Source organism: Georgenia sp. EYE_87 (assembly GCF_023148685.1).
In the GTDB taxonomy this organism is placed as follows: Bacteria; Actinomycetota; Actinomycetes; order Actinomycetales; family Actinomycetaceae; genus Georgenia.
On record NZ_JAHXNL010000001.1, the window covers coordinates 96,217 to 122,330 of the forward strand.

At 73.6% G+C, this 26,114-nt stretch carries 18 protein-coding genes and 1 tRNA gene; 17 read left to right on the forward strand and 2 right to left on the reverse strand.

Annotated elements, in window-relative coordinates; genetic code table 11:
* The first annotated feature begins 34 nt into the window (after window positions 1-34).
* The 10 genes from KZX45_RS00420 to lgt all read left to right on the forward strand — a co-directional run bounded on the left by KZX45_RS00420 (window position 35) and on the right by lgt (window position 11,295).
* Window positions 35-1,981, forward strand: coding sequence for an ABC transporter ATP-binding protein (locus KZX45_RS00420; protein ID WP_248255748.1), 1,947 nt, complete (start codon window positions 35-37; stop codon window positions 1,979-1,981).
* Complete coding sequence (locus KZX45_RS00425; protein WP_248255749.1) at window positions 1,978-3,801, forward strand: ABC transporter ATP-binding protein; 1,824 nt, start codon at window positions 1,978-1,980, stop codon at window positions 3,799-3,801. Before KZX45_RS00420 ends, KZX45_RS00425 begins: the two co-directional genes overlap by 4 nt.
* Window positions 3,802-3,978: 177 nt before the next feature.
* On the forward strand, window positions 3,979-4,350 hold the full coding sequence (gene hisI, locus KZX45_RS00430) for a phosphoribosyl-AMP cyclohydrolase (RefSeq protein ID WP_248255750.1): 372 nt from the start codon (window positions 3,979-3,981) through the stop codon (window positions 4,348-4,350).
* A gap of 134 nt (window positions 4,351-4,484) precedes the next feature.
* A complete protein-coding gene (locus tag KZX45_RS00435; RefSeq protein WP_248256273.1) occupies window positions 4,485-6,092 on the forward strand; it encodes an anthranilate synthase component I in 1,608 nt (535 codons plus the stop codon).
* Window positions 6,089-6,715, forward strand: a complete 627-nt coding sequence (locus tag KZX45_RS00440; RefSeq protein WP_248255751.1) for a Trp biosynthesis-associated membrane protein — start codon at window positions 6,089-6,091, stop codon at window positions 6,713-6,715. Before KZX45_RS00435 ends, KZX45_RS00440 begins: the two co-directional genes overlap by 4 nt.
* A 64-nt stretch (window positions 6,716-6,779) precedes the next feature.
* On the forward strand, window positions 6,780-7,064 hold the full coding sequence (locus KZX45_RS00445; RefSeq protein WP_248255752.1) for an HGxxPAAW family protein: 285 nt from the start codon (window positions 6,780-6,782) through the stop codon (window positions 7,062-7,064).
* A gap of 132 nt (window positions 7,065-7,196) precedes the next feature.
* Window positions 7,197-8,012 carry an indole-3-glycerol phosphate synthase TrpC gene (gene trpC / locus KZX45_RS00450; RefSeq protein ID WP_248255753.1) on the forward strand — a complete coding sequence of 272 codons (816 nt, stop codon included), beginning with the start codon at window positions 7,197-7,199 and terminating at the stop codon, window positions 8,010-8,012.
* Entirely contained in the window at window positions 8,009-9,352 is a 1,344-nt protein-coding gene (gene trpB / locus KZX45_RS00455) for a tryptophan synthase subunit beta (protein WP_248255754.1), read from the forward strand. Before trpC ends, trpB begins: the two co-directional genes overlap by 4 nt.
* Window positions 9,349-10,197 (forward strand): tryptophan synthase subunit alpha, encoded by an 849-nt coding sequence (trpA, locus tag KZX45_RS00460; RefSeq protein ID WP_248255755.1) that lies wholly within the window; start codon window positions 9,349-9,351, stop codon window positions 10,195-10,197. The genes trpB and trpA overlap by 4 nt, the downstream gene beginning before the upstream one ends.
* Before the next feature lie 66 nt (window positions 10,198-10,263).
* Window positions 10,264-11,295, forward strand: a complete 1,032-nt coding sequence (lgt, locus tag KZX45_RS00465) for a prolipoprotein diacylglyceryl transferase (RefSeq protein ID WP_374112504.1) — start codon at window positions 10,264-10,266, stop codon at window positions 11,293-11,295.
* Window positions 11,296-11,307: 12 nt separating this feature from the next.
* Here lgt and KZX45_RS00470 read toward each other — a convergent pair whose 3' ends face one another.
* Window positions 11,308-12,387, reverse strand: coding sequence for a hypothetical protein (locus KZX45_RS00470; protein ID WP_248255756.1), 1,080 nt, complete (start codon window positions 12,385-12,387; stop codon window positions 11,308-11,310).
* Window positions 12,388-12,777: 390 nt separating this feature from the next.
* Between KZX45_RS00470 and gltB the strand changes: the two genes are divergently transcribed.
* The 6 genes from gltB (at window position 12,778) to KZX45_RS00500 (ending at window position 22,881) form a co-directional block, all read left to right on the forward strand.
* Complete coding sequence (gene gltB, locus KZX45_RS00475) at window positions 12,778-17,355, forward strand: glutamate synthase large subunit (RefSeq protein WP_248255757.1); 4,578 nt, start codon at window positions 12,778-12,780, stop codon at window positions 17,353-17,355.
* Entirely contained in the window at window positions 17,348-18,832 is a 1,485-nt protein-coding gene (locus KZX45_RS00480) for a glutamate synthase subunit beta (protein ID WP_248255758.1), read from the forward strand. The genes gltB and KZX45_RS00480 overlap by 8 nt, the downstream gene beginning before the upstream one ends.
* A gap of 166 nt (window positions 18,833-18,998) precedes the next feature.
* Window positions 18,999-20,432: a pyruvate kinase gene (pyk, locus tag KZX45_RS00485; protein WP_248255759.1), complete on the forward strand. Its 1,434-nt coding sequence runs from the start codon at window positions 18,999-19,001 to the stop codon at window positions 20,430-20,432.
* A 100-nt stretch (window positions 20,433-20,532) separates the two neighbouring features.
* Window positions 20,533-20,614, forward strand: a tRNA-Leu gene (locus tag KZX45_RS00490).
* Window positions 20,615-20,777: 163 nt separating this feature from the next.
* On the forward strand, window positions 20,778-21,395 hold the full coding sequence (locus KZX45_RS00495; protein ID WP_248256275.1) for an ANTAR domain-containing response regulator: 618 nt from the start codon (window positions 20,778-20,780) through the stop codon (window positions 21,393-21,395).
* Between the two features lie 223 nt (window positions 21,396-21,618).
* Window positions 21,619-22,881 carry an ABC transporter substrate-binding protein gene (locus KZX45_RS00500; protein ID WP_248255760.1) on the forward strand — a complete coding sequence of 421 codons (1,263 nt, stop codon included), beginning with the start codon at window positions 21,619-21,621 and terminating at the stop codon, window positions 22,879-22,881.
* A 47-nt stretch (window positions 22,882-22,928) separates the two neighbouring features.
* Here the strand turns inward: KZX45_RS00500 and KZX45_RS00505 are convergent, their stop codons facing one another.
* The gene (locus KZX45_RS00505; protein WP_248255761.1) at window positions 22,929-23,369 is read right to left on the reverse strand and encodes a PaaI family thioesterase; all 441 of its coding nucleotides are present in this window, start codon (window positions 23,367-23,369) and stop codon (window positions 22,929-22,931) included.
* Between KZX45_RS00505 and polA the strand changes: the two genes are divergently transcribed.
* Window positions 23,368-26,070 (forward strand): DNA polymerase I, encoded by a 2,703-nt coding sequence (gene polA, locus KZX45_RS00510; protein WP_248255762.1) that lies wholly within the window; start codon window positions 23,368-23,370, stop codon window positions 26,068-26,070. The genes KZX45_RS00505 and polA overlap by 2 nt on opposite strands.
* The last annotated feature ends 44 nt before the right edge of the window (window positions 26,071-26,114 follow it).

Here is a 26,114-nt window from a genome sequence, read left to right on the forward strand (position 1 = left end):
GACGCCCGCCCAGAGCTCACCGGAAGGACCAGCTGTGCCCGTCCCCGCGCAGGAGGACGCGTCCTCGCGCCGACACGACGGGCCCCGCCCCTACGCCCTGCCGGGCGGCACCCTGCGCCGGAGCGTCGCGCTGATCGCGCGCGGCATCGCCGACTCCCGGCGCGCGTCCACGATCGCCGTCCTGGCCGCCGCCGTCCACGGCGTGGGCACCGTCGCGTCCGGCTGGCTGCTCGGCCGCATCACGGACGAGGTCATCGCCCCCGCGCTGACCGACCGTGTGCTCGACCCCGCCCGCATGTGGGGCGCCGGCGTCGTGCTCCTGCTCGTCGGGCTGGTCACCGCGGCCAGCGTGGCGCTCCGGCGGATCTACGGCGGCCGGGCGTCGTTCGAGGTCCAGGCGGCCCACCGGCTGCGCGTCACCCGCCAGTACCTGCGGCTGCCGGTCAGCTGGCACCGCCGCCACCCCACCGGGCAGCTGCTGTCCAACGCGAACGCCGACGCCGAGGCCGCCGCCGGCGTCTTCTTCCCGCTGCCGTTCGCCCTCGGGGTCGTCGTGATGATGGTCGTCGCGTCCGTCGCGATGTTCCTGGCCGACCCGCTCCTCGGCCTCATCGGCGTGGCCGTGCTGCCGCTCGTGGTCGCCGCCAACGCGATCTTCCGCCGGCGCATGACCCCCGCGGCCACCCACTCCCAGCGCCTGCGCGCGATGGTCTCCGACGTCGCGCACGAGAGCTTCGAGGCGGCGCTCCTGGTCAAGAGTCTCGGGACGGCCGACGTCGAGCAGGCCCGGTTCGCCGCCGCCACGGACGAGCTGCGCGACGCCAACGTCACCATGGGCCGCATCCGCTCCGTCTTCGACCCGGTCATCGAGCTGCTGCCGTCCGCGGCCACCCTGGCGGTCATCGCCGTCGGGACGGTGCAGGTGCGGGCGGGCGCCGTGCAGACCGGCGACGTCATCACCGTCGCGTACCTGCTCACCGTGATGACGATGCCCATCCGCTCGATCGGCTTCGTGCTCGGGGAGCTGCCGCGTTCGCTCGTGGGCCACGAGCGCATCGCCCGCGTCGTCGACGCCACCGGAGCCCTCCCCGCCGGGACCGCGCGCCTGAGGGAGGACGGCGGCCTCGACGTCCGCGTCGAGCACGTCACCGTCACCGTCCCCACCCGGCTGGCCGAGGGCGGCGACGGCGCGCCCGCCGGCCACCCCGGCGACGTGCCCGGCACCACGGATCTGCTGCACGACGTCTCGCTGAGCGTCCCGGGGGGACGGACGGTCGCGCTGGTCGGGTCCACCGGGGCCGGGAAGTCCACCCTGACCGCCGTCGTCGCCCGCCTCATGGACCCCACGCGCGGGCGGGTGCTCCTCGACGGGACGGACGTCCGGGACCTCGACCCGGCGTCGCGGACCGCCTCCGTCGCCCTGGTGAGCCAGTCCACGTTCGTCTTCGACGACACGGTCCGCGGCAACGTCACCCTCGACGACGGCGGCCGCTTCACCGACGAGCAGGTCTGGACCGCCCTGCGCACCGCCCGCGCTGACGGGTTCGTCCGCGCCCTGCCCCAGGGCCTCGACACCCTCGTCGGCGAGCGCGGTGCCACGCTCTCCGGCGGCCAGCGGCAGCGCCTCGCGATCGCCCGCGCCCTCGTCCGCCGGCCGCGGCTGCTGATCCTCGACGACGCCACCTCCGCCGTCGACCCCGTGGTGGAGCAGGAGATCCTCGCCGGGCTCGGCGCGACGACGCGCGGCGCCGGGCCGTCCGTGCTCCTGGTCGCCTACCGCACCTCGACCATCGCGCTGGCGGACGTGATCGTCCACCTCGAGGGCGGGTCCGTCGTCGACACCGGCACCCACGACGATCTCCTCGCGCGGGACCCCGGGTACCGCGAGCTCGTCACCGCCTACGCCACCCGCACCGCCGAGCGCGAGGCGGAGCGGGCCGAGCGGGCGCAGAGCGCCGGCCGGGCGGGGGAGGGCCGATGAGCTCGCAGATCTCCTCCGCGTCCGCGCTGGGCGTCCTCGCGACCGTCCGCCGCGGCCTGCAGCTGTCCCCGGCGATGGTCGAGGGCCTGCGCGTCACCCTGCTGCTCTCCGTCGTCGCGACGGTCGGCCGCGTCGTCGTCCCCGTCGTCGTCCAGCAGGCCACCGACTTCGGCATCCTCGCCCCCGGCGGCCCGGACGTCGCCCGGGTGGCGTGGCTCTGCCTCGCGGGCCTGCTGGTGCTCCTGGTGACCGGGCGGGTCAGCGCCCTGGTCAACGTCCGCCTGTACCGGGCCAGCGAGACCGGCCTCGCCCAGCTGCGGGTGCAGACCTTCCGCCACGTCCACGACCTCTCGACGCTGACGCAGTCGGCCGAGAAGCGCGGCTCGCTCGTCTCGCGCGTGACCTCCGACGTCGACACCATCTCGATGTTCGTCCAGCGCGGCGGGCTCATGCTCATCCTCAACGCGGGGCAGCTGCTGCTGGCCAGCGTGGCGATGTTCGTCTACTCGTGGCGTCTCGCCCTGCTGGTGTGGCTCTGCTACCTGCCCATGGTGCTGCTCGCGCCCCGCGCGCAGCGGGCGGTCTCCGACGCGTACGGCGGGGTGCGGGTCAAGGTCGGCGGGATGCTGTCGGCGATCTCGGAGTCCGTGGTGGGCGCCGAGACGATCCGGGCCTTCGGCGCCGCCGACCGCACGCAGGAGCGCATCGACCGCTCCGTGCGCGACCACCTGCGCCAGGCGGTGCGCGCGCAGACCTTCGTCGCGCTGGCGTTCTCCACCGGCGTCGTGCTCTCCGCCGTGGCGCTCGCGGCCGTCGTCGTCGCCGGGACCCACCTCGGCGTCCGGGGCGAGATCTCCGTCGGGACGCTCCTCGCGTTCCTCTTCCTCGTGCAGATGTTCACCGGCCCGGTGCAGAACGCCACCGAGGTGCTCAACGAGCTGCAGAACGCGGTGGCCGGGTGGCGGCGCGTCATCGCCGTGCTGGAGACGCCCGTGGACGTCACCGACCCGGCGGCGCGGGTGCCCGGGACCGACGGCGCAGCCGCGCCCGGTCCCGACGGCGCAGCCGCACCTCGTCCCGACCGCGCCGCCCGCGTGGAGTTCCGGGGCGTGCGCTACGCGTACCCGGGCGGGCCGGAGGTGCTGCACGGCGTGGACCTGGTGATCGAGCCGGGCACGCAGGTTGCGGTGGTGGGGCAGACCGGGTCGGGCAAGACCACCCTCGCCAAGCTGCTCGCCCGGCTGATGGACCCCACGGCCGGCGCCGTCCTTCTCGACGGCACGGACCTGCGGGGGATGCCGCTGACCGACCTTCGCGACCGGGTGGTCCTCGTCGCGCAGGAGGGCTTCCTCTTCGACACTACGATCGGGGCGAACCTGGCCTACGGGCCGGTCGCCCGCTCCCCGGAGGAGGTGCGCGCCGCCGTCGCCGAGCTCGGGCTGGACGGCTGGGTCGCGAGCCTGCCGGCCGGGCTGGACACCCCGGTGGGCCAGCGCGGGGAGTCGCTCTCCGCGGGCGAGCGCCAGCTCGTCGCCCTGGGACGGGCGTACCTGGCCGACGCGGACCTGCTGATCCTCGACGAGGCGACCTCCGCCGTCGACCCGGCCACCGAGACCCGGATCAACCGGGCCCTGGACCGGCTCACCCGCGGGCGCACCTCCGTGACGATCGCGCACCGGCTCTCCACCGCGGAGGCGGCAGATCTGGTGGTGGTCGTGGACGAGGGGCGCGTGGTCGAGGTCGGCGGCCACCACGACCTGCTCGACGCGGGCGGCACCTACGCCCGCATGCACCGCTCGTGGGTGGCGCAGACCCGCTGACCCCCGCGGACCCAAAGGCGGCTCGCGCCGCGTCCCTAGATCGAGGTTCTGGCGCGAATCGGCGCAACTCCTGACCAGAACCTCGATCTGGTTGCGCGCGGGCCTCGGCGCGCCGTTCTCGGCGCGCGGCTGCGGAGCGCCGGACGTCCGCCCCTCGCGTCGTGGCAAGATCGTCCGGTGCCCGCGAACACCTCCCTCGACCCCGACATCGCCGCCCGCCTCAAGCGGGACGAGCACGGCCTCGTCTGCGCCGTCGTCCAGCAGCACGACACCGGTGAGGTGCTCATGGTCGGCTGGATGGACGACGAGGCGCTGCACCGGACGCTGACCACCGGCCGCGCCACCTACTGGTCCCGCTCGCGCGGGGAGTACTGGCGCAAGGGCGACACCTCCGGGCACACCCAGCACGTGAGGTCCGTCGCCCTCGACTGCGACGGCGACGCCCTCCTGGTCCGCGTGCACCAGGTCGGCGCGGCCTGCCACACCGGCACCCGCACCTGCTTCGAGGCCGGCGGAGACCTCGGCGCCGTCGTCGGGGAGCAGCCGTGAGCGGGGCGACGCCGGCCGGCGTCGCTGCGTCCGGGCCCGCGCCCTCGTCCGGGCCCGCGCCCTCGTCCGGGGCGGCCACCCCCGTCTCGGTCGCCTGGGGCCAGACCTGGCCGGAGCTGCCGGCGTTCCGGGAGATGGCCGCCGACCGGCGCGTCATCCCGGTGGTGCGGCGCCTCCTCGCCGACGACGTCACGCCCGTGGGCCTGTACCGCCAGCTGGGGGGCGGGCGACCGGGCACCTTCATCCTCGAGTCGGCCGAGCACGACGGCGCCTGGTCGCGCTGGTCCTTCGTCGGCGCCGCGTCCCGGGCCACGCTCACGAGCCGGGACGGGCGCGCCCGGTGGACCGGCGACGTCCCGGTCGGCATCCCCGCCGAGGGCCCGGTGCTCGAGGTGCTCGCCGCCACCCTGGAGGAGCTGCGCACCCCGGCCGTGCCCGGCCTGCCCCCGCTGACCGGCGGGCTCGTGGGCTCGCTCGGCTGGGACGTCCTGCGCCAGTGGGAGCCGACGCTGCGTGCGATCGCCCCGGTCGAGCACGACACCCCCGAGGTCACGCTGTGCCTGGCCACGGACATGGCGGCCGTCGACCACCACGACGGGTCCGTCTGGCTCATCGCGAACGCGGTGAACTTCGACGACACCCCGGAGCGGGTGGACGAGGCGCACGCCGACGCCGTCGCCCGCCTGGACGCCATGGAGGCCGCGCTGACCGCGCCGGTCGCCAGCGCCGCCGCGGTGCACGAGTCCACCACGGAGCCGGAGCTGCGGTTCCGCACGCCCCGCGCCGACTTCGAGAACGCGGTCCTCGCGGCGAAGCAGGCCATCGTCGACGGCGAGGTCTTCCAGGTCGTCCTCTCCCAGCGCCTCGACATCGACTGCGCGGCCGACCCGCTCGACGTCTACCGGGTGCTGCGCACCATCAACCCGAGCCCGTACATGTACTACCTCCAGCTCGACGACGGCGCGGGCGACGGCGAGGGCTTCGCCGTCGTCGGCTCCAGCCCCGAGACGCTCGTGCGGGTCCAGGACGGGCAGGTCACCACGTTCCCGATCGCCGGCTCTCGCCCCCGCGGGGCGACGCCGGCCGAGGACAAGGCGCTGGCGGAGGAGCTGCTCGCCGACCCGAAGGAGCTCTCCGAGCACGTCATGCTCGTCGACCTCGCCCGCAACGACCTCGCGAAGGTCTGCCGGCCGGAGACGGTCGAGGTGGTCGAGCTCATGGAGATCAAGCGCTTCAGCCACATCATGCACATCTCCTCCACCGTGGTCGGGCGGCAGCGGCCGGGCGTCACCGCCCTGGACTGCCTGACCGCCACGTTCCCGGCCGGCACGCTGTCCGGGGCGCCGAAGCCGCGGGCGATCGAGCTCATCGACGCCCTGGAGCCCGCCCGCCGGGGCGTGTACGGAGGGGTGATCGGCTACCTCGACCTCGCCGGCAACGCAGACCTCGCGATCGCCATCCGCACCGCGGTCATCCACCGCGGGACCGCCTCCGTGCAGGCGGGAGCCGGGATCGTCGCGGACTCGGATCCCGCCACCGAGTACGAGGAGACCCGCAACAAGGCCGCGGCGGCGGTGCGCGCGGTGCAGGTCGCGGCCGGGCTGCGCCCGGCCCTCGGGTCGCGGTCCGGCAGCTCGTCCTCCGCCGGGGCGTCGTCCACGGGGGCGTGGCCCGACGTCGGTGCGCGCCCGACGGGGGCGACCCCGACCGTGGGGGCGGGCGCCCCCGGGGCCGGGGCATGACGGCGCCGCGGCGCAGCCACGTGGTCGTCGCGCTGCTCGCCCTCGGCGCGCTGCTGCTCGCCGCGGGCTCGGCGGGCTGGGCGCACGGCGAGGTCTCGACCGTGCTCGGGGCCCGTGAGGTCTCCGTCTCCGGTGCCTCCGCGGCGCCCGGCGTCGGGGCGGCGGCACTCGTCGTCGGGGCCGCGGCCCTGGCGGCCGCCGTCGGTCGGCGCGCCGGTGCGGTGGTCGCGGGCGTGGCGCTCGTCGGCGCCGCCGTGCTGGTGGCGGCGTCCGTGGTGGGCTTCCTGGGCGACCCCGCGGCGCCGCTCGAGGCGGCGGCGGGCGAGATCAGCGGCGTGCCGGAGCTGACCGGCGAGGCACGAACGGCACTGTGGCCCTACGTCACCCTCGTCCTCGCGGCGGCGGTGGCCGCGGCGGGCGTCGTGACGCTGGTCGCCGGCCGCTCGTGGCAGAGCGCCGGCCGACGGTTCGAGCGGCCGGCGACGGCGGAGCGCAGGTCCGCGGCCAGCGCGGCGACCGACGAGCGGGACCGCGCCATGGACGACTGGGACGCGCTCGGACGGGGCGAGGACCCGAGCGCGGGGGCCGACGGCGCCGGGACCGGTACCGGCCCGCGAGCCTGAGACGTTTCCGGGCGCGCCGAGCCGATAGGCTGTCCGTCGATCCGCACAACCGAGGAGCACAGCCATGGTCCAGACCCCTGAGCCGCACACCTACTCGCTGCCGCCGGCCGCACCGTACGCCAACCACGGCCGGACCAAGGCCGCGTGGGTGCTGATGCTGGGTGTCTGCCTCGGGTTCCTCCTGGCCGGGGTGGGGCTCATCATCAGCAACGACGTCATCGTGATCGCCAGCGTGGTGATCACCCTCGGCTCGATCGTCATCTCCGTCATCATGCGCGGCATGGGCCTCGGCCAGCCGGTTCCCCGCGCCGGGGACGAGGCGGAGAAGAAGGACTGGTACAGCGCCTGAGCCGCTGGGACCGACGAGGCCGGTCCAGCCAGTACCGCACCGCGCCCGGTGCGCCAGTCCTCGGACGGCGCACCGGGCAGGTCTGTGGCCCGGCCTACCATGGGGGAAGTCCGACCTGAAGGGAAGTGCGCCGTGACCGTGCTCGAAGACATCGTCGCCGGGGTCCGCGAGGACCTGGCCGAGCGGGAGGCGCAGCGACCGCTTGACGTCCTCAAGGAGCTGGCGCAGCGCCGGCCGAGCGCCAAGGACGGCGTCGCCGCCCTGCGTGGCGGCAGCGGCGCGGTCACGATCATCTCCGAGGTGAAGCGCTCGAGCCCGTCCAAGGGCGCGCTGGCGACCATCGCGGACCCGGCCGGGCTCGCCGCCGAGTACGAGGCCGGCGGGGCCGCCGTCGTCTCGGTCCTGACCGAGCAGCGCAGGTTCGGCGGCTCGCTCGCCGACCTGGACGCCGTGCGCGCCGCCGTCGACATCCCGGTCCTGCGCAAGGACTTCATCGTCACGCCGTACCAGGTGTGGGAGGCCCGTGCCCACGGGGCCGACCTCGTCCTGCTCATCGTCGCCTCGCTCGAGCAGACCGTGCTGACGTCGCTGGTCGAGCGGGTCCACTCGCTCGGCATGACCGCGCTCGTCGAGGCGCACGACCGCGAGGAGGCCCGCCGGGCGGTCGACGCCGGCGCGCGCGTGGTGGGCATCAACGCCCGCAACCTCCACGACCTGCAGGTCGACCGGTCGGTGTTCGCCAAGGTCGTCGACGTCGTGCCCGACTCCGTCGTGCGCGTGGCCGAGTCCGGGGTGCGCGGGCCGCACGACGTCCTCGACTACGCCCGCTCCGGCGCCGACGCGGTGCTCGTCGGGGAGGCGCTGGTGACCGGCGGCAACCCGCGTGCCGCCGTCGCCGACATGGTGGCCGCCGGCTCGCATCCCTCCCTGCGGGCGGTGCGCAAGTGACGACCACCCCCAGCCGGGAGCGGCCCGACCACCTCGCCGACGCCGAAGGGCCGTACTTCGGCGAGTTCGGCGGCCGGTTCGTGGCCGAGGCGCTCGTCGCCGCGCTCGACGACCTCACCGCCGCCTGGGAGGAGCTCAAGGTCGACCCGGCTTTCCTCACCGAGATGGACCACCTGCACCGCACGTACACCGGGCGCCCGAGCATCATCACCGAGGTGCCGCGGTTCGCCCGGCACGCGGGCGGGGCGCGGATCATCCTCAAGCGCGAGGACCTCAACCACACCGGCTCGCACAAGATCAACAACGTGCTCGGCCAGGCGCTGCTGACCCGCAAGGTCGGCAAGAAGCGGGTCATCGCCGAGACCGGCGCCGGCCAGCACGGCGTCGCCACCGCCACGGCCGCCGCGCTCCTGGGCCTCGAGTGCACCGTGTACATGGGTGAGGAGGACGTGCGGCGCCAGGCCCTCAACGTCGCCCGGATGCGCCTGCTCGGCACCGAGGTCGTCTCCGTCACCACCGGCTCGCGCACCCTGAAGGACGCGATCAACGAGGCGTTCCGCGACTGGGTCACCAACGTCGAGACGACCAACTACATCTTCGGCACCGCCGCCGGCCCGCACCCCTTCCCGGCCATGGTCCGCGACCTCCAGAAGATCATCGGCGAGGAGGCCCGCCAGCAGGTGCTCGACCTGACCGGTGCACTGCCCGACGTCGTCTGCGCGTGCGTGGGCGGGGGGTCCAACGCCATCGGCATCTTCAACGCCTTCCTCGACGACGAGGGCGTGCGCCTGGTCGGGCTGGAGGCCGCCGGCGACGGCGTCGAGACGGGTCGGCACGCCTCCTCCATCACCGGCGGGGAGCCCGGCGTCCTGCACGGCGCGCGCACCTTCATCCTCCAGGACGAGGACGGCCAGACCAAGGAGTCCCACTCGATCTCCGCCGGCCTGGACTACCCCGGCGTCGGGCCTGAGCACTCCTGGCTCGCCAGCATCCACCGCGCCGAGTACCAGCCCGTCACGGACGCCGAGGCCATGGAGGCCTTCCGCCTGCTGTGCCGCACCGAGGGCATCATCCCCGCCATCGAGAGCGCGCACGCCCTGGCCGGCGCCATCCGGATCGGGACCGAGGCCGCGGCCGCCGGCCTGCCGGCGCCCACCATCCTCGTGAACCTCTCCGGGCGCGGGGACAAGGACGTCGAGACCGCGGCGGCCTGGTTCCACCTCCTCGACGACGCCCAGCACGACGCCGACGTCCCCGAGGCCGCGGGCCCGCAGGACGCCGCCAAGACGGGCGCCGTGGACGGCGCGCCCTACACCGCCACCGGGAGTGTCGAGAAGTGAGCGAGACGACCACCAGCCCCACCCTCGCCTCGAGGAGCGCGGCCGCCATCGACGCCGCGAAGGCACGCGGGGGAGCGGCGCTCGTCGGCTACCTGCCGGTCGGCTTCCCGGACGTGGCCACCTCGGTGCGCGCCGCGAGGACCCTCGTCTCCGCCGGCGCCGAGGTGATCGAGCTCGGCTTCCCGTACTCCGACCCGGGCATGGACGGGGAGGTCATCCAGCGCGCGACCCAGGCCGCGCTCGACGGCGGCACCCGCACCGCGGACGTGCTGCGCGCGGTCGAGCAGGTCGCCCAGACCGGTGCCGCCGTGCTGGTGATGACCTACTGGAACCCCGTCTACCACTACGGCGTCGACCGCTTCGCCCGCGACCTCGCCTCCGCGGGCGGCGCCGGGCTGATCACGCCGGACCTGATCCCGGACGAGGCCGCCGAGTGGATCGCCGCCTCCGACGCGCACGACCTGGACCGGGTCTTCCTCGTGGCGCCGAGCTCGACGGATGCCCGGCTGCGCATGACGTCCGAGGCGTGCCGGGGCTTCGTCTACGCCGCCTCCACCATGGGCGTGACCGGTGCCCGGGCGAGCGTGGACACCCACGCCCGTGGCCTGGTGGAGCGCACCCGGGCCGCCGGGGCCGAGCGGGTCTGCGTCGGCCTGGGCGTCTCCACCGGCCAGCAGGCGGCGGAGATCGCCGAGTACGCCGACGGCGTCATCGTCGGGTCCGCGTTCGTCCGCACCCTCGCGCGCGAGGACGGCGACGTCGAGGCCGGGCTCCGCGACCTCGCCGCGCTGGGCGAGCAGCTGGCCGCCGGCGCGCACGGCGCGCTGACCGACCGCTCCGCCTGACCGCGTCCCCTCGACGGGCCGTGGTCGCCCGTCCGGCCCACGGTCCGCGGCAAGTACCCTTCGAGGGTGTTCCTGAGCCCGCTCGCCTCCATCCCCAGCCCGTCGCAGGCCGAGTGGTATCTCGGCCCCCTCCCGATCCGCGCCTACGCCCTGGCCATCCTGCTGGGCATCTTCGCGGCCTGGTGGATCCTCGACCGCCGTTACACCGCCAAGGGCGGGCCGCAGGACGCCGCGCTCGACGTCGCGTTCTGGATGGTGCCGTTCGGGATCGTCGGAGCCCGGATCTACCACGTCCTCTCCTCGCCCGACGCCTACTTCGGCCCGGACGGCGACCCCGTCCGGGCCCTCTACATCTGGCAGGGCGGCCTCGGCATCTGGGGGGCCGTCGCGCTCGGCGCCGTCGGCGCCTGGATCGGGCTGCGCCGCAAGGGCCTGCGCATGGCGCCGTTCGCCGACGCGCTCGCGCCCGGCCTGCTCGTCGCCCAGGCGATCGGACGGCTCGGCAACTACTTCAACCAGGAGCTCTACGGCGCGCCCACCACGCTGCCCTGGGGCCTGGAGATCGACGACGCCCACCTCGTCGGCGGGTACGAGTCGGGGACGCTGTTCCACCCCACGTTCCTGTACGAGATGCTCTGGAACCTCGGCGCGGCGGCGGTGCTCGTCTGGGCCCAGCGCCGGTTCAGGCTGCGGCACGGGCGGGTGTTCTGGCTCTACGTCATGCTCTACACCGCGGGTCGGGTCTGGATCGAGTACCTGCGCATCGACGACGCCGAGCTCGTCCTCGGCCTCCGGCTGAACGTGTGGACGTCCGTCCTGATCTTCCTGGTGGCGCTCGTCGCCTTCGTCGTCGTCGGGCGCCGCACCCGGGACGTGCCCGAGAGCATCTGGCTGCCCGGCCAGGAGCCGGCGGTGCTCGAGGCGGCCGAGGCCGACGGCGGCACCCGGGACGACGTCGTGACCGACGGCGGCACCGGGGACGACGCCGGCACGACGGCGGCCGGGCCCGGGGAGTCCGCGCACCGCGACGGGCCGCCGGACCCTGGCGCCGACGAGACGTCGCCGGCGGACTCGCAGGGCCGGGACCGCATCTCCTGAGCCGCGCCCCGGTCACGACCTTCCGACGTGGAGGGTGACCTGGTCGATCGCGACCCCACCGGCGGAGTCCCGGGCGGTGGCGGTGATCGTGTGCATGCCCTCGCTGAGGTGGTCGGCTCGCCGGAGGAGCTCGGCCGCCGTGCCGAGGTGCCCGTCCACGTCCGACGACCACTCGACCGGGGTGCCGTCCCTGCTGCCGTCCTCCGGGTCGACCACGGTCGCGCGGAGGACCACCGTCTGATCCCCGGTGGCGCGTTGCCCGTCCGCCGGCGCGGAGATCGCCACCGTCGGGGGATTGTTCGGCAACGCGGACAGTGGTGACGTCGCGAACGCGCTGCGAAGACCGTCGCTGACCACCACCCGGACCAGGAGCTCCGTCCCGCCGGGGAGGGTCGACCGGGACACCGAGACGGACCTGCCGGTCAGGTCCGCCGCGACCGACTCCCACGAGGCTCCGCCGTCGGCGCTGACGAGGACCCAGTGGGTCAACGGGTCCCGATCGGGGTCCGACGACGTCCACGTCACGCCCAACGACCCGGCGTCGCCCTCCGACAGAGCCGGCGCCCCGACCGCGGGCGGCGAGGAGGAGATCCTCCGCGTCGCCAGGACCTTCCCCGCCGCCTCGAGCCGTACCTCGGCCACCGAGCTGAGGTCGGGCGGGACGACGACGAGGAAAGGCGACCCGGAGGTCGCGGGACCGGTCGTCCCCTCGGCCGGCTCGGCCGACGAGCGCACGGGGGTGAACGCGGTGGAGCGGACTACGGCTCCCGTGCCGTCCACGAGGACGATCGCGTGCGTCCCGTCGGGGTCGTCGGCGTGCGGGGCGAGGTCGACCGCGAGTGCCGGCGCGAGCTCCACCGCGGTCCCGTCGGGGCCGCCGATGATGCCGCGAACGGCCAGCCCGCGTGGTTGCGTCGTGCTGCCTCCCCGCGCTGTCGGCGAGCCGGACGCGGTCGTCGCAGGCGTCTGCGTCGGGTCCGTGCCCGCCCGCTTCGTCCCTCCCGGCGGCGGTTCCGGTCGCGCTCCCGTGCCGGCGGGCCCGCACGCGGCCAGGGCGATGCCGGCGACGATCAGGCCGACCGCCGTCCTCACCGGCCGTCGAAGCTCTCCGCTTCTCATCCCGCCCCAGTCCGTGCGCCGTCCGAGCCCGTCGACCGCAACGTAGCGAGCATCGGAGGTCTGCGGGCCGTATCGGGGCGGCCCACTACGAGGGACCCGAGCGGGACGCGCCCGGCCGCGTGGCGCTCCAGGCGCGATTTTCCTGGGCGCCCGAGACCTTGACACGGGCCGTTCTGCCGCCGTTTTCTTGGGGTATTCACCATGGGCTCGTCAGTCGAGTGTCAAGAATGTGGACACTTCGTGTCACCAGGTCGTCATCTGCGAGTAATATCGCGCCGCCAACGGGACGACGACGACCCACCACATCAGCACGACGATGCGGAGCCCGTCCCCGGAGCGCTCCGCAGTGAGGACAGCACGCGGATGGAGTCACCCCAGGTCTCAGGACCCTTCCCCGCGCGCCCACGCGCGGGTCTCTACGCACCCGACCGTGAGCACGACGCCTGCGGTGTCGCCTTCGTCGCGACCCTGCGCGGCACCCCCGGGCGCGACATCGTGGACGCCGGCCTCACAGCCCTGCTCAACCTCGACCACCGCGGCGCCGTCGGCGCCGAGGAGAACACCGGCGACGGCGCCGGCCTGCTCACCCAGGTCCCCGACGCGTTCCTGCGCGAGGTCGCCGGGTTCGAGCTGCCGCCGGCCGGCCGCTACGCCGTCGGCCTGGTGTTCCTGCCCGGGCCGGAGGAGGAGGACGCCGGCCGGGACGCCGCCGTCGCACGCATCGAGGAGCTCGCCGCCGAGGAGCAGCTGACCGTCCTGGGCTGGCGGGACGTCCCGACCGACCCGTCGATGATCGGACCCAGCGCGCTGGAGTCGATGCCGACGTTCCGCCAGCTGTTCGTCTCGGCCTCCGACGGCGAGGCCGCCGGGCTGGCGCTGGACCGGCTCACCTACCGGCTGCGCAAGCGGGCCGAGCACGACACGGGCATCTACATCGCGTCGCTCTCCTCGCGCACGCTGGTCTACAAGGGCATGCTCACGACGACGCAGCTGCGGCCGTTCTTCCCGGACCTGTCCGACCCGCGGTTCGCCTCCGAGATCGCGCTCGTGCACTCACGCTTCTCGACGAACACCTTCCCGTCGTGGCCGCTGGCCCAGCCGTTCCGGCTGGTGGCCCACAACGGCGAGATCAACACGGTGCGCGGCAACCGCAACTGGATGTCCGCGCGGGAGGGCATGCTCGCCTCCGAGGTGCTGGGCGACCTCGAGGAGCTGCTGCCGGTGTGCACGCCGGGCGGCTCGGACTCGGCGACCTTCGACGAGGTCCTCGAGCTGCTCCACCTCGCGGGCCGGTCGCTGCCCCACGCGGTGCTCATGATGATCCCGGAGGCGTGGGAGAACCACACCTCCATGAACCCCGGGCTGCGGGCGTTCTACGAGTTCGCCTCGACGATCATGGAGCCCTGGGACGGGCCCGCCGCCATGACCTTCACCGACGGCCGCCTCATCGGCGCCGTCATGGACCGCAACGGCCTGCGGCCCGGACGCTTCTGGGTCACCGACGACGGCCTCGTCGTCCTCGCCTCCGAGTCCGGGGTGCTGGACCTCGACCCGGCGCGCGTCGTGCGCAAGGGCCGCCTGGAGCCGGGCCGGATGTTCCTCGTCGACACCCACACTGGCCGCATCGTCGAGGACGAGGAGATCAAGCGCGGGCTCGCCGAGGCCAACCCGTACCAGCAGTGGCTCGACGAGGGCCTCGTGCACCTCGAGGACCTGCCCGACCGCGACCACGTGGACCACTCGCACCTGTCCGTGGTGCGCCGCCAGCAGACGTTCGGCTACACCGAGGAGGAGCTGCGCCTGCTGCTCGCCCCGATGGCGGCGAGCGGGGCCGAGGCGATCGGCTCGATGGGCACGGACACCCCGCTGGCCGTGCTGTCCGCGCGCCCGCGGCTGCTGTTCGACTACTTCACCCAGCTCTTCGCCCAGGTGACCAACCCGCCGCTGGACTCCATCCGCGAGGAGCTCGTCACCTCGCTGGCCGGCGCCATCGGACCGGAGCCGAACCTGCTCGCCGACTCCGCGAGCCACGCCCGCAAGGTGGTCGTGCCGTTCCCGACGATCGACAACGACCAGCTCGTCAAGATCAAGAAGATCGGGCGCACCCCGCGGCAGGGCAAGGGCTTCTCGGCGGTCACGGTCGAGGGCCTGTACCGGGTCTCGGGCGGGGGAGCGGCCCTGCAGGCCCGCCTCGAGGAGATCTTCGACGAGGTGGACAACGCCATCGACGCGGGCGCCAGCTTCATCGTGCTCTCCGACCGCGAGTCGACGGCGGAGCTCGCCCCGATCCCGTCGCTGCTGCTCACCTCGGCCGTCCACCACCACACGCTGCGCCGGCGCACCCGCACGAAGATCTCCCTGATCGTCGAGGCCGGCGACGTGCGCGAGGTGCACCACGTGGCGCTGCTGGTCGGCTACGGCGCGGCCTGCGTGAACCCCTACCTCGCGATGGAGTCCGTCGAGCACCTGGTCCGCGACGGCATCGTCACCGGCGTCACGCCCGAGCAGGCCGTGAAGAACGTCATCAAGGCGCTCGGCAAGGGTGTGCTGAAGGTGATGTCCAAGATGGGCATCTCCACGGTCATGTCCTACCGGGGCGCGCAGGTCTTCGAGGCCATCGGCCTGTCCGAGGACCTGGTCGAGGAGTACTTCACCGGCACGCCCACCCCGCTCGGCGGGGTCGGGCTGGACGTCATCGCCGCCGAGGTCGCCGCCCGGCACGCCACCGCCTACCCGCCGTCGGGCATCTCGCCCGCCCACCGCACCCTGCGCATGGGCGGCGAGTACCAGTGGCGTCGCGAGGGCGAGCCGCACCTGTTCGACCCGGAGACGATCTTCCGCCTCCAGCACTCCACCCGGACCCGCCGCTACGACATCTTCCGCAAGTACACCCACGGGGTGGACGAGCAGTCGCGGCGGCTCATGACCCTGCGCGGGCTCATGAAGCTGCGGACCGGGGCGCGGGAGCCGATCAGCGTCGACGAGGTCGAGCCCGTCAGCGAGATCGTCAAGCGGTTCTCCACCGGCGCGATGAGCTACGGCTCCATCTCCGCCGAGGCGCACGAGACCCTCGCGATCGCGATGAACATGCTCGGCGCCAAGTCCAACACCGGCGAGGGCGGGGAGGACACCGACCGCCTCCACGACCCGCGCCGCCGCTCGGCCATCAAGCAGGTCGCCTCGGGGCGGTTCGGCGTCACCGCCGACTACCTCACCAACGCCGAGGACATCCAGATCAAGGTGGCCCAGGGCGCCAAGCCCGGCGAGGGCGGCCAGCTGCCCGCGCACAAGGTCTACCCGTGGGTGGCCAAGACCCGGCACTCCACGCCCGGCGTCGGGCTCATCTCCCCGCCGCCGCACCACGACATCTACTCCATCGAGGACCTCGCCCAGCTCATCCACGACCTGAAGAACGCCAACCCCGCGGCGCGCATCCACGTCAAGCTGGTCTCGGAGATCGGGGTCGGCACCGTGGCGGCCGGGGTGGCCAAGGCGCACGCCGACGTCGTCCTCGTCTCCGGGCACGACGGCGGGACCGGCGCGTCCCCGCTGACGTCCCTCAAGCACGCCGGCGGCCCGTGGGAGATCGGCGTGGCCGAGACCCAGCAGACCCTCGTGCTCAACGATCTGCGCGACCGGATCGTCGTCCAGACGGACGGGCAGCTGAAGACCGGCCGCGACGTGGTCGTGGCCGCCCTGCTGGGCGCGGAGGAGTTCGGCTTCTCCACCGCCCCGCTGGTGGTCGAGGGCTGCATCATGATGCGGGTGTGCCACCTGGACACCTGCCCGGTGGGCGTGGCCACGCAGAACCCGGAGCTGCGCGCCCGCTTCACCGGCAAGGCGGAGCACGTGGTCAACTTCTTCGAGTTCATCGCCCAGGAGGTGCGCGAGTACCTCGCCTCCCTCGGGCTGCGCTCGCTGGAGGAGGCGGTCGGGCAGGTCGACCTGCTCGACGCCACCGAGGCGGTCGACCACTGGAAGGCCTCCGGCCTGGACCTTGCTCCGCTGCTGGTCAAGGTCGAGCCCAAGGACGGCTCCGCGCTGCGGCACGCGCGCAGCCAGGACCACGGCCTCGAGAAGGCCCTGGACAACGAGCTCATCGCCCGGTGCGCCCCCGCCCTGGAGCGCGGCGAGCCCGTGCGCCTGGAGCTGGGCGTGCGCAACGTCAACCGCACGGTCGGCACCATGCTCGGCCACGAGGTGACCAAGCGCCACGGCGGCGACGGGCTGCCCGACGGGACGATCGACATCACCCTGACCGGCTCCGCCGGGCAGTCCTTCGGTGCGGTCCTGCCCCGCGGGATCACCCTGCGCCTGGTCGGGGACGCCAACGACTACGTGGGCAAGTCGCTCTCCGGCGGACGCGTCGTCGTCCGCCCGGACGAGCGCTCGGTCTTCGCCGCGGAGCGGAACGTCATCGCGGGCAACGTCGTCGGCTACGGCGCCACCTCCGGGGAGATCTTCCTGCGGGGCCGGGCCGGCGAGCGGTTCGCGGTCCGCAACTCCGGCGCGACCCTCGTGGTCGAGGGCGTGGGCGACCACGCCGCGGAGTACATGACCGGGGGGACGCTCCTCGTCCTCGGCGGCACCGGGCGGAACCTCGGCGCCGGCATGTCCGGCGGCACCGCCTACGTGCTCGACCTGGACACCGCCAAGGTCAACGCGCCCGCGCTGGCCGACGGCGACCTCATCCTGGGCGACCTCGACCCCGAGGACGTCTCGATCGTCGCGGACCTGCTCCGGCGCCATGCCGAGCTGACCGGCTCCCCGGTGGCCGCAGAGCTGCTGTCCGACCCCGACGCCCTCACCGCGCGGATCACCAAGGTGCTCCCGCGCCAGTACGCCGCCGTCTCCGCCGCCCTCGTCAAGGCGGCCGAGGACGGCCTCGACCCGGCCTCGCCCGACGTGTGGGCCACGATCATGGAGGCCACCCGTGGCTGACCCGAACGGCTTTCTCAAGGTCCGGGAGCGCGAGCTCCCGAGGCGCCGGCCCGTGCCGGTGCGCATCCTCGACAACCGCGAGGTCTACACCCGCCGCGTCGAGGACTCCCCGGCCCTGGTCCGGCAGGCCGGCCGCTGCATGGACTGCGGCGTGCCGTTCTGCCACAACGGCTGCCCGCTCGGGAACCTGATCCCGGAGTGGAACGAGCTGACCCGCCGGGAGGACTTCGCCGGCGCGATCGAGCGGCTGCACGCGACCAACAACTTCCCGGAGTGGACGGGGCGGCTCTGCCCGGCACCGTGCGAGACCGCGTGCGTGCTCGGCATCAACCAGCCGGCGGTGACGATCAAGCACATCGAGCAGTCCATCGCCGACAACGCCTGGGACCTCAACCTCGTCGAGCCGCAGATCCCCGAGCGGCTGACGGGCTCGCTGGTGGCCGTCATCGGCTCCGGCCCCGCCGGCCTCGCGGCGGCCCAGCAGCTCACCCGCGCCGGGCACACCGTGGCCGTGTACGAGAAGGACGACCGCATCGGCGGCCTGCTCACCTACGGCATCCCCGACTTCAAGATGGAGAAGGGGCAGGTCGACCGCCGTATCGAGCAGATGGAGCAGGAGGGGACCCGGTTCCGCCCCGGCGTCGACGTCGGCGGCACCGGCGAGAACGCCCTCACCGGTCAGGACCTCCTCGAGCGTTACGACGCCGTCGTCCTCGCCATGGGGTCCACGGTCCCGCGCGAGCTGCCCGTGCCCGGACGCGAGCTCGCGGGCATCCACCCCGCCATGGACTTCCTCGTCCAGCACAACCGGGTCGTCGCCGGCCAGGAGGTGCCGGACCAGATCCTCGCCACCGGGAAGGACGTCGTGATCATCGGCGGCGGGGACACCGGCTCGGACTGCCTCGGCACCTCCCTGCGGCAGGGCGCCAGGTCGGTGACGCAGATCGACATCAACCCGCTGCCCGGCACGGAGCGGCCCGCCGACCAGCCGTGGCCGACGTATCCCAAGGTCTACCGGGTCTCGACCTCCCACGAGGAGGGCGGTGAGCGGGTCTACTCCACCTCCACCGTCGAGTTCCTCTCCGACGGGTCCGCGGGGGAGGGGCGGGTCACCCACCTGCGGCTGGAGAACGTCGACCGCTCCTCGGGCCGCGCGGTCCCGATCGAGGGCACCGAACGGGTCGTGCCGGCCCAGCTGGTGCTCCTCGCCCTGGGATTCACCGGGGTGCCGCGGACCGGGCTCGTCGAGCAGCTCGGCCTCGACCTCGACGAGCGCGGACGGGTCACCCGCGACGAGACCTTCGCCACGTCGGTGCCCGGGGTGTTCGTGGCCGGCGACGCCGGGCGGGGCCAGTCGCTGATCGTCTGGGCCATCGCGGAAGGCCGGTCCGCGGCCTCGGCGGTCGACGCCTTCCTGCGGGGCGACACCGACCTTCCGGCGCCGATCCTGCCCTCCACGGTGTCCGTCTCGGCCTGACCCGGCGGGTCCCTGCGGCGGCCCGGAGCTCCCCGGCGGGGGAGCTCCGGGCCGCCGCGCGTGCGGCCCGAGGCGCACGCGCCCGCCGAGGTGTGGGCGAGGCAACAGGTGGCACCCGGGACCTGCGGGGGGTGCGCCGGGACCGCCAGGCCCTAGGCTGGGGCCCATGCGTAGAGCGAAGATCGTGTGCACGATTGGCCCAGCCACAGCCTCCGCCGAGAAGGTCCAGGAACTCGTCGACGCCGGCATGGACGTCGCCCGGATCAACCGGTCCCACGGCTCCGTCGAGGAGCACAAGGCGGTGTACGACAACGTCCGCGCCGCGGCGCAGGCCTCGGGCCGCGCCGTCGCCGTGCTCGTGGACCTCCAGGGTCCGAAGATCCGGCTGGGCAACTTCGCCAACGGCCAGGAGAACCTCCGCGAGGGGGACACCTTCACCATCACCACCGAGGACGTGCCCGGCACCGCCGAGCTCGCCTCCACCACCTACCAGGGTCTGCCCGGCGACTGCACGCCCGGCGACCGCATCCTCATCGACGACGGCAAGGTCGCGGTCCGCGTCCTGGAGGTCGACGGCCCGCGCGTGATCACCCGTGTCGAGGTCGCCGGCCCGGTCTCCAACCACAAGGGCCTGAACCTCCCGGGCGTCGCGGTCTCCGTGCCCGCGCTCTCGGACAAGGACAAGGAGGACCTGCGCTGGGGCCTCGAGGTCGGCGCCGACCTCATCGCCCTGAGCTTCGTCCGCTCCGCCGCGGACGTCGACGACGTGCACGCGATCATGGACGAGGTCGGCCGCCGCGTGCCGGTCGTCGCCAAGATCGAGAAGCCGCAAGCCGTGGAGAACCTCGTCGAGATCGTCGACGCCTTCGACGCCATCATGGTCGCCCGCGGCGACCTCGGCGTGGAGCTGCCCCTCGAGCAGGTCCCCCTGGTGCAGAAGCGCGCCATCGAGCTCGCCCGCCGCAGCGCCAAGCCGGTCATCGTCGCCACCCAGATGCTCGAGTCCATGGTGACCAACCCGCGCCCGACCCGGGCGGAGGCCTCCGACGTCGCCAACGCCATCCTCGACGGCGCCGACGCGGTCATGCTCTCCGGCGAGACCTCCGTGGGCGACTTCCCGATCGAGACGGTGCGCACGATGGCCCGGATCGTGGAGAACACCGAGGAGAACGGCGGCGAGCGGATCGCCCCGCTCGGCTCCAGCCCGCACACCCGCGGCGGCGTCATCACCAAGGCCGCCGCCGACATCGGCGAGATGCTCGAGGTCAAGTACCTCGTCACCTTCACCCAGTCGGGCGACTCCGCCCGCCGCATGTCCCGCCTCCGCTCGCCGATCCCGCTGCTGGCGTTCACCCCGGACACGGACACCCGCAACCGGCTCGCGGTGAGCTGGGGCGTCCAGACCTACACGGTGCCCGCCGTCAGCCACACCGACGACATGGTCAACCAGGTGGACCAGATCCTGCAGACCACCGGCCTGGCCGACGAGGGCGACCGCGTCGTCATCGTCGCCGGCATGCCGCCCGGGCAGGTCGGGTCGACCAACTCGATCCGCGTGCACAAGATCGGTGAGACCTACACCAAGGGTCCCAAGGCCTGAGCAGTGCACCCGGCCCCGCCCCGGCACCAGCCGGGGGCGGGGCCGGCGTGCGTCCCGGCCGACCACGGCGACGCGCTAACCTGGGCGCCGCCGTCGTCACGCTCCTGTGGTGGAACTGGCAGACACACCGCACTCAAAATGCGGCGCCGAAAGGTGTGCGGGTTCGAGTCCCGCCAGGAGCACCGGTCCGCGGCACGGCCGTGAAGCGCGTCACGTGGGGGCTGCCGGGTGCTGCTCGGGCGGCGTGGTCGCTATAGGCTTGCGGCCGTGACGACGAACGAGAATGACGCCGCGACCAGCGCCGACGCGGCCGACGAGACCTTGACGGCCGAAGCCCCCCTCGACCTGCCCGGTCCCGAGGCCGGAGAGGCCGAGGAGACCGGCATCCGCCGCCGGGTCGTCGTCGCGGAGGACGAGACCCTCATCCGTCTCGACATCGTCGAGTCGCTCACGGAGGCGGGCTTCGACGTCGTGGGCGAGGCGGCGAACGGCGAGCAGGCCGTCGCCCTGGCCACCGAGCTCGAGCCCGACGTGGTCGTCATGGACGTGAAGATGCCGGTGATGGACGGCATCACCGCCGCCGAGCGCATCATCTCCGCCCGCACCTGCGCCGTCGTCATGCTCACCGCGTTCTCGCAGAGGGAGCTCGTCGAGCGCGCCCGCGACGCCGGGGCCATGGCCTACGTGGTCAAGCCCTTCACGCCCGCCGACCTCCTGCCTGCGGTCGAGATCGCCATCTCCCGCCACCAGGAGATCCTCTCGCTCGAGAGCGAGGTCGCCTCGCTGGCGGAGCAGTTCGAGACCCGCAAGCGCGTCGACCGCGCCAAGGGCCTCCTCATGACCAAGATGGGGCTCAGCGAGCCCGAGGCGTTCCGCTGGATCCAGAAGACGTCGATGGACCGGCGCCTGACGATGCGCGAGGTCGCCGACGCCGTCATCGAGCAGGTCGGCGGCAAGAAGTAGGCAGCCCGTCCACACGGCCCGGCTCCCCACGCAGGGAGCCGGGCCGTCGCCGTCGTGCCCCGGTCCGCCTGGCGCCCGCTGTCCGCCGTTACACAATCGTGACCCTTCTGTAACGCGGTTGACGAAGGTCGTCCAGACACGGCGGAGCGCGGTGAATAGGTTGACGCGCACAGGACCCGCGCGGTCATGGCCGGTCGAGGCGTGACGCACCGAAGGAGCCGACATGAGTCGCATGTTCACCGCTCGTTCCCTGGGCCTCGTCGCCGCGCTGTCGATGACCCTCGCAGCCTGCGACGGAGCCGACGGCGACGACGTCGGCACGGGGGACGGGGCCACCGAGGCCGCCGCCCAGCCGCTGAGGATCGGCACCCTGCTCCCGATGACCGGGTCGCTCTCCCAGCTGGGCCCGCCGACGAGCGCCGGCGTGGACCTGGCGGTGCGGGAGATCAACGAGGCCGGCGGCGTGCTCGGGATGGACGTGGAAGTCTCGCACAAGGACTCCGCGGACGCCGACGACGCCCGGGTGGCCACCGAGTCGGTGGCCGAGCTGATCGACGAGAAGGTCTCGGTGGTCGTCGGAGCCGCCTCCGCGCAGGTGACGCTCGACGTCATGGACGACGTCACGGGTGCGGAGATCGTGCAGATCTCGCCGGCGAGCACCCCGGTGCTCCCCGGCTCCTCCGACTTCTTCTTCCGGACCGCACCCCCGGACGCGGTCCAGGGCGACGTTCTGGGCAGACTGATCATCAGCGACGGTCATGCCAGCGTGGCGCTCCTGGTGCTGGACGAGGACTACGGCACGGGCCTGCGCGACGTCGTCCGACGGGTGGTGGAGCAGGCCGGCGGGATGGTCACCTACGGCATCCCCGGGGAGGAGTTCGACGCCACGGAGCAGAACTTCACCACGATCGTCGACAACGCGCTGGCGACCCGGCCCGACGCCGTCGCGATCATCGCCCTCGCCGCCCAGACCACGCCGATCGTGGCGGAGCTGGTCGCCCAGGGCTTCGACCTGTCGCGAACCTACTTCGTCGACCGCAACCTGCAGGACTTCGGGGACCAGCTCGGCCCCGGGACGCTCGAGGGCGCCCAGGGCACCCGGCCCGGGGTGCCCCCGAGCGAGGAGTTCCGGGCCCGGCTGCTCGAGGTCGACCCGGGGCTGCAGAGCTTCGACCACGCCGCGGAGTCCTACGACGCCACGATGCTCGCGGCGCTGGCCGCCGTCCGGGGCGGGGGCACGGACGGACCGACGATCCAGGCGAACATGGCCGCCGTCTCGGGCACCGGCGGCGGGACCGAGTGCACCGGCTTCGTCGAGTGCGCGGAGCTCCTGGGCAGCGACGAGGGCATCGTCTACCAGGCGGCGTCCGGCGCGGGGCCCTTCGACGCGGCGAACGCCCCCTCGGCCGCGAACATCGGCATCTACCTGTTCGACGGGGCGAACAACCCGTCCTTCCAGCGCGCGGAGGCGGGCGGCGCCTCCTGAGACCGGGTGAGTTGGCCGGCGGGCGGCGGGGGTCCGTGCGTGTCCGGTCAGGGGCCAGGGGTGGCCGGTCCGGCCCCGTCCCGGTCGAGGATCATGCAGCTGAGCCGGGCGGTGCACACCCGTCGTCCGGCGTCGTCGACGACCGCGACGTCGAAGGTGGCGGTGCGCCGGCCGCGGTGCAGCGCCGTCGTCGTGGCGGTGACGTGCCCCTCCCGCGCCGGGCGGTGGTGGGTGGCGCTGAGCTCGGTGCCCACGGCGACGCGGCCGGGCCCGGCGTGGATCGTCGCGGCGAAGGAGCCCACCGTCTCGGCCAGAGCCGCGGTGGCGCCGCCGTGCAGCATGCCGTGCGGCTGGGTGTTCCCGGCCACCGGCATCCGCGCCACCACGTGCTCCGGGCCGGCGGCCAGCAGCTCGATGCCCAGACGCTCGATCAGGGTGCCGGGGAAGGTCGCCCGCAGGGCGGGGACGAGATCGTCCGTGTCAGTCATGACGCCTAGGGTGGCACCCGTGACTGACACCCAGCGCCCGCGTCTCCTGCTCGTCGACGGTCATTCGATGGCCTTCCGTGCCTTCTACGCCCTGCCGGCGGAGAACTTCTCGACCTCCACGGGGCAGCACACCAACGCGGTCTACGGGTTCCTCTCGATGCTCATCAAGCTGCTCGACGAGGAGAAGCCCACCCACCTCGCCGTGGCGTTCGACCTCTCCGACGTGACCTTCCGCACAGAGGAGTACGCCGAGTACAAGGGCAACCGGGACGCGGCCCCCGAACCCTTCAAGGGGCAGGTGCCGCTCATCCGCGAGGTCATGGCGGCCATGAACGTGCCCGTCCTGGAGAAGTCGGGCTTCGAGGCCGACGACGTCCTGGCGACCCTCGCGCGGTCGGGCGAGGGGGCGGGGATGGAGGTGCTGCTCATCTCCGGCGACCGCGACACGTTCCAGCTCGTCAGCGAGGACGTCACCGTCCTGTACCCCGTCCGGGGCGTCTCGACCCTGACGCGGATGACCCCGGACGCGGTGCTGGAGAAGTACGGGGTCGGCCCGGAGCGGTACCCCGACCTCGCCGCGCTGGTGGGGGAGACGAGCGACAACCTGCCCGGGGTGCCGGGGGTGGGGCCGAAGACGGCCGCGAAGTGGGTCAACCTCTACGACGGCCTCGACAACGTCATCGGCCGGGCCGACGAGATCGGCGGCAAGGCCGGCCAGAGCCTGCGCGACCACCTCGACCAGGTGATCCGCAACCGCCGGCTCAACCAGCTGGTGACCGAGGTCGAGCTGCCGCTCGGGGTGGACGACCTCGCGCGCCGGCCCTTCGACCGGGAGGCGGTCCACCAGCTCTTCGACACGCTCGAGTTCGACGTCCTGCGTGACCGGCTCTTCGCCACGCTGCCCGACAAGGACGAGTCGGCACCGGCCGAGACGCTCGACATCGACGTCGTCGCGGTTCAGGACCTCCCCGGCGGGCTGGCGCCATGGCTGGCCGAGCGGCGCGAGCAGCTCCTCGGCCTCGACGTCACGGGCACGTCCGCGCAGGGCGCGGGCGACGCCTGGGCCCTCGCGCTGGCCGACGACAGCGGCCACGCCGTCACGATCGACCTCTCCGAGCTCCCGCCCGAGGAGGAGAGCGTCCTCGCCGCCTGGCTCGCCGCCGCCGCGCGGGCCAAGGCGGTGCACGAGGCCAAGCGTGCCTGGCACGCCCTCGGGGGACGCGGGCTGACGCTCGCCGGCGTCACGTTCGACACCGCGCTGGCCGGCTACCTCACCCACCCCGACCAGCGCCGCTACGCGCTGGCCGACCTGACGGTGCGGTACCTGCGCCGGGAGCTGCGCGAGGACGAGGCCGAGGGCGGGCAGGCGATGCTCGCCCTCGACGGCGGCACGGCGGACCGGCTGGCGGGGCTCCGCGCGGGCGCCGTCGTCGAGCTCGCGGGGGTGCTCGGTAGCGAGCTGGCCGACCGCGGCGCCGCGCAGCTGCTCTCCGACCTCGAGCTGCCCGTCCAGCGGGTGCTGCAGGACATGGAGCGCGTGGGTATCGCGGCGGACGCGGAGAACTTCGAGTCGCTGCGCCGGGACTTCGACCACGAGGTGGAGCGGGCCGCCGCTATGGCGTACGAGGCCATCGGCCACGAGGTCAACCTCTCCAGCCCGAAGCAGCTCCAGGAGGTGCTCTTCACCGAGCTGGAGATGCCGAGGACGAAGAAGACCAAGACCGGCTACACCACCGACGCCGACTCGCTGGCCGACCTGTACGCCAAGACGGAGCACCCGTTCCTCGAGCACCTGCTCGCGCACCGCGACCAGATCCGGCTGCGGCAGACGGCGGAGGGACTGCTGCGCTCGATCTCGCCCGACGGGCGGATCCACACCACCTTCCACCAGACCATCGCCGCGACCGGCCGGCTCAGCTCGACCGACCCGAACCTGCAGAACATCCCGGTGCGCACCGAGGACGGTCTGCGCATCCGGGAGGGCTTCGTGGTGGGGGAGGGCTACGAGGAGCTCCTGACCGCGGACTACTCCCAGATCGAGATGCGGATCATGGCGCACCTGTCGGGCGACGCCGGCCTGATCGACGCGTTCAACTCCGGCGAGGACCTGCACTCCTACGTCGGCAGCCGCGTGTTCGACGTGCCGACCGACGAGGTCACGGCCGCCCAGCGCAGCAAGATCAAGGCGATGAGCTACGGCCTGGCGTACGGGCTGAGCGCGTTCGGGCTCTCCCGCCAACTGCGGATCGAGGTCTCCGAGGCCCGCACCCTCATGGAGGGCTACTTCGAGCGGTTCGGCGGCGTGCGCGACTACCTCACCGGCGTCGTCGACCAGGCCCGCCGGACCGGCTACACCGAGACCATCATGGGGCGGCGCCGGTACCTGCCGGACCTGACCAGCGACAACCGCCAGCGCCGCGACATGGCCGAGCGGATGGCGCTCAACGCGCCCATCCAGGGATCGGCGGCCGACATCATCAAGGTCGCCATGGTGGGCACGCGCAGGGCGCTGGACACCGCCGGGCTGCGCTCGCGGCTCCTGCTCCAGGTCCACGACGAGCTCGTGCTCGAGGTGGCGCCGGGGGAGGCCGAGGAGGTCGAGGCGCTGGTCCGGCGCGAGATGGCCGGGGCGGCGGAGCTGTCCGTGCCGCTCGACGTCTCGGTGGGCACGGGCCGGTCCTGGCGCGACGCCGCACACTGATCCCGAGGCCGCTCCTCGGCCACCCTGACGGCCCTCCCGCCCGT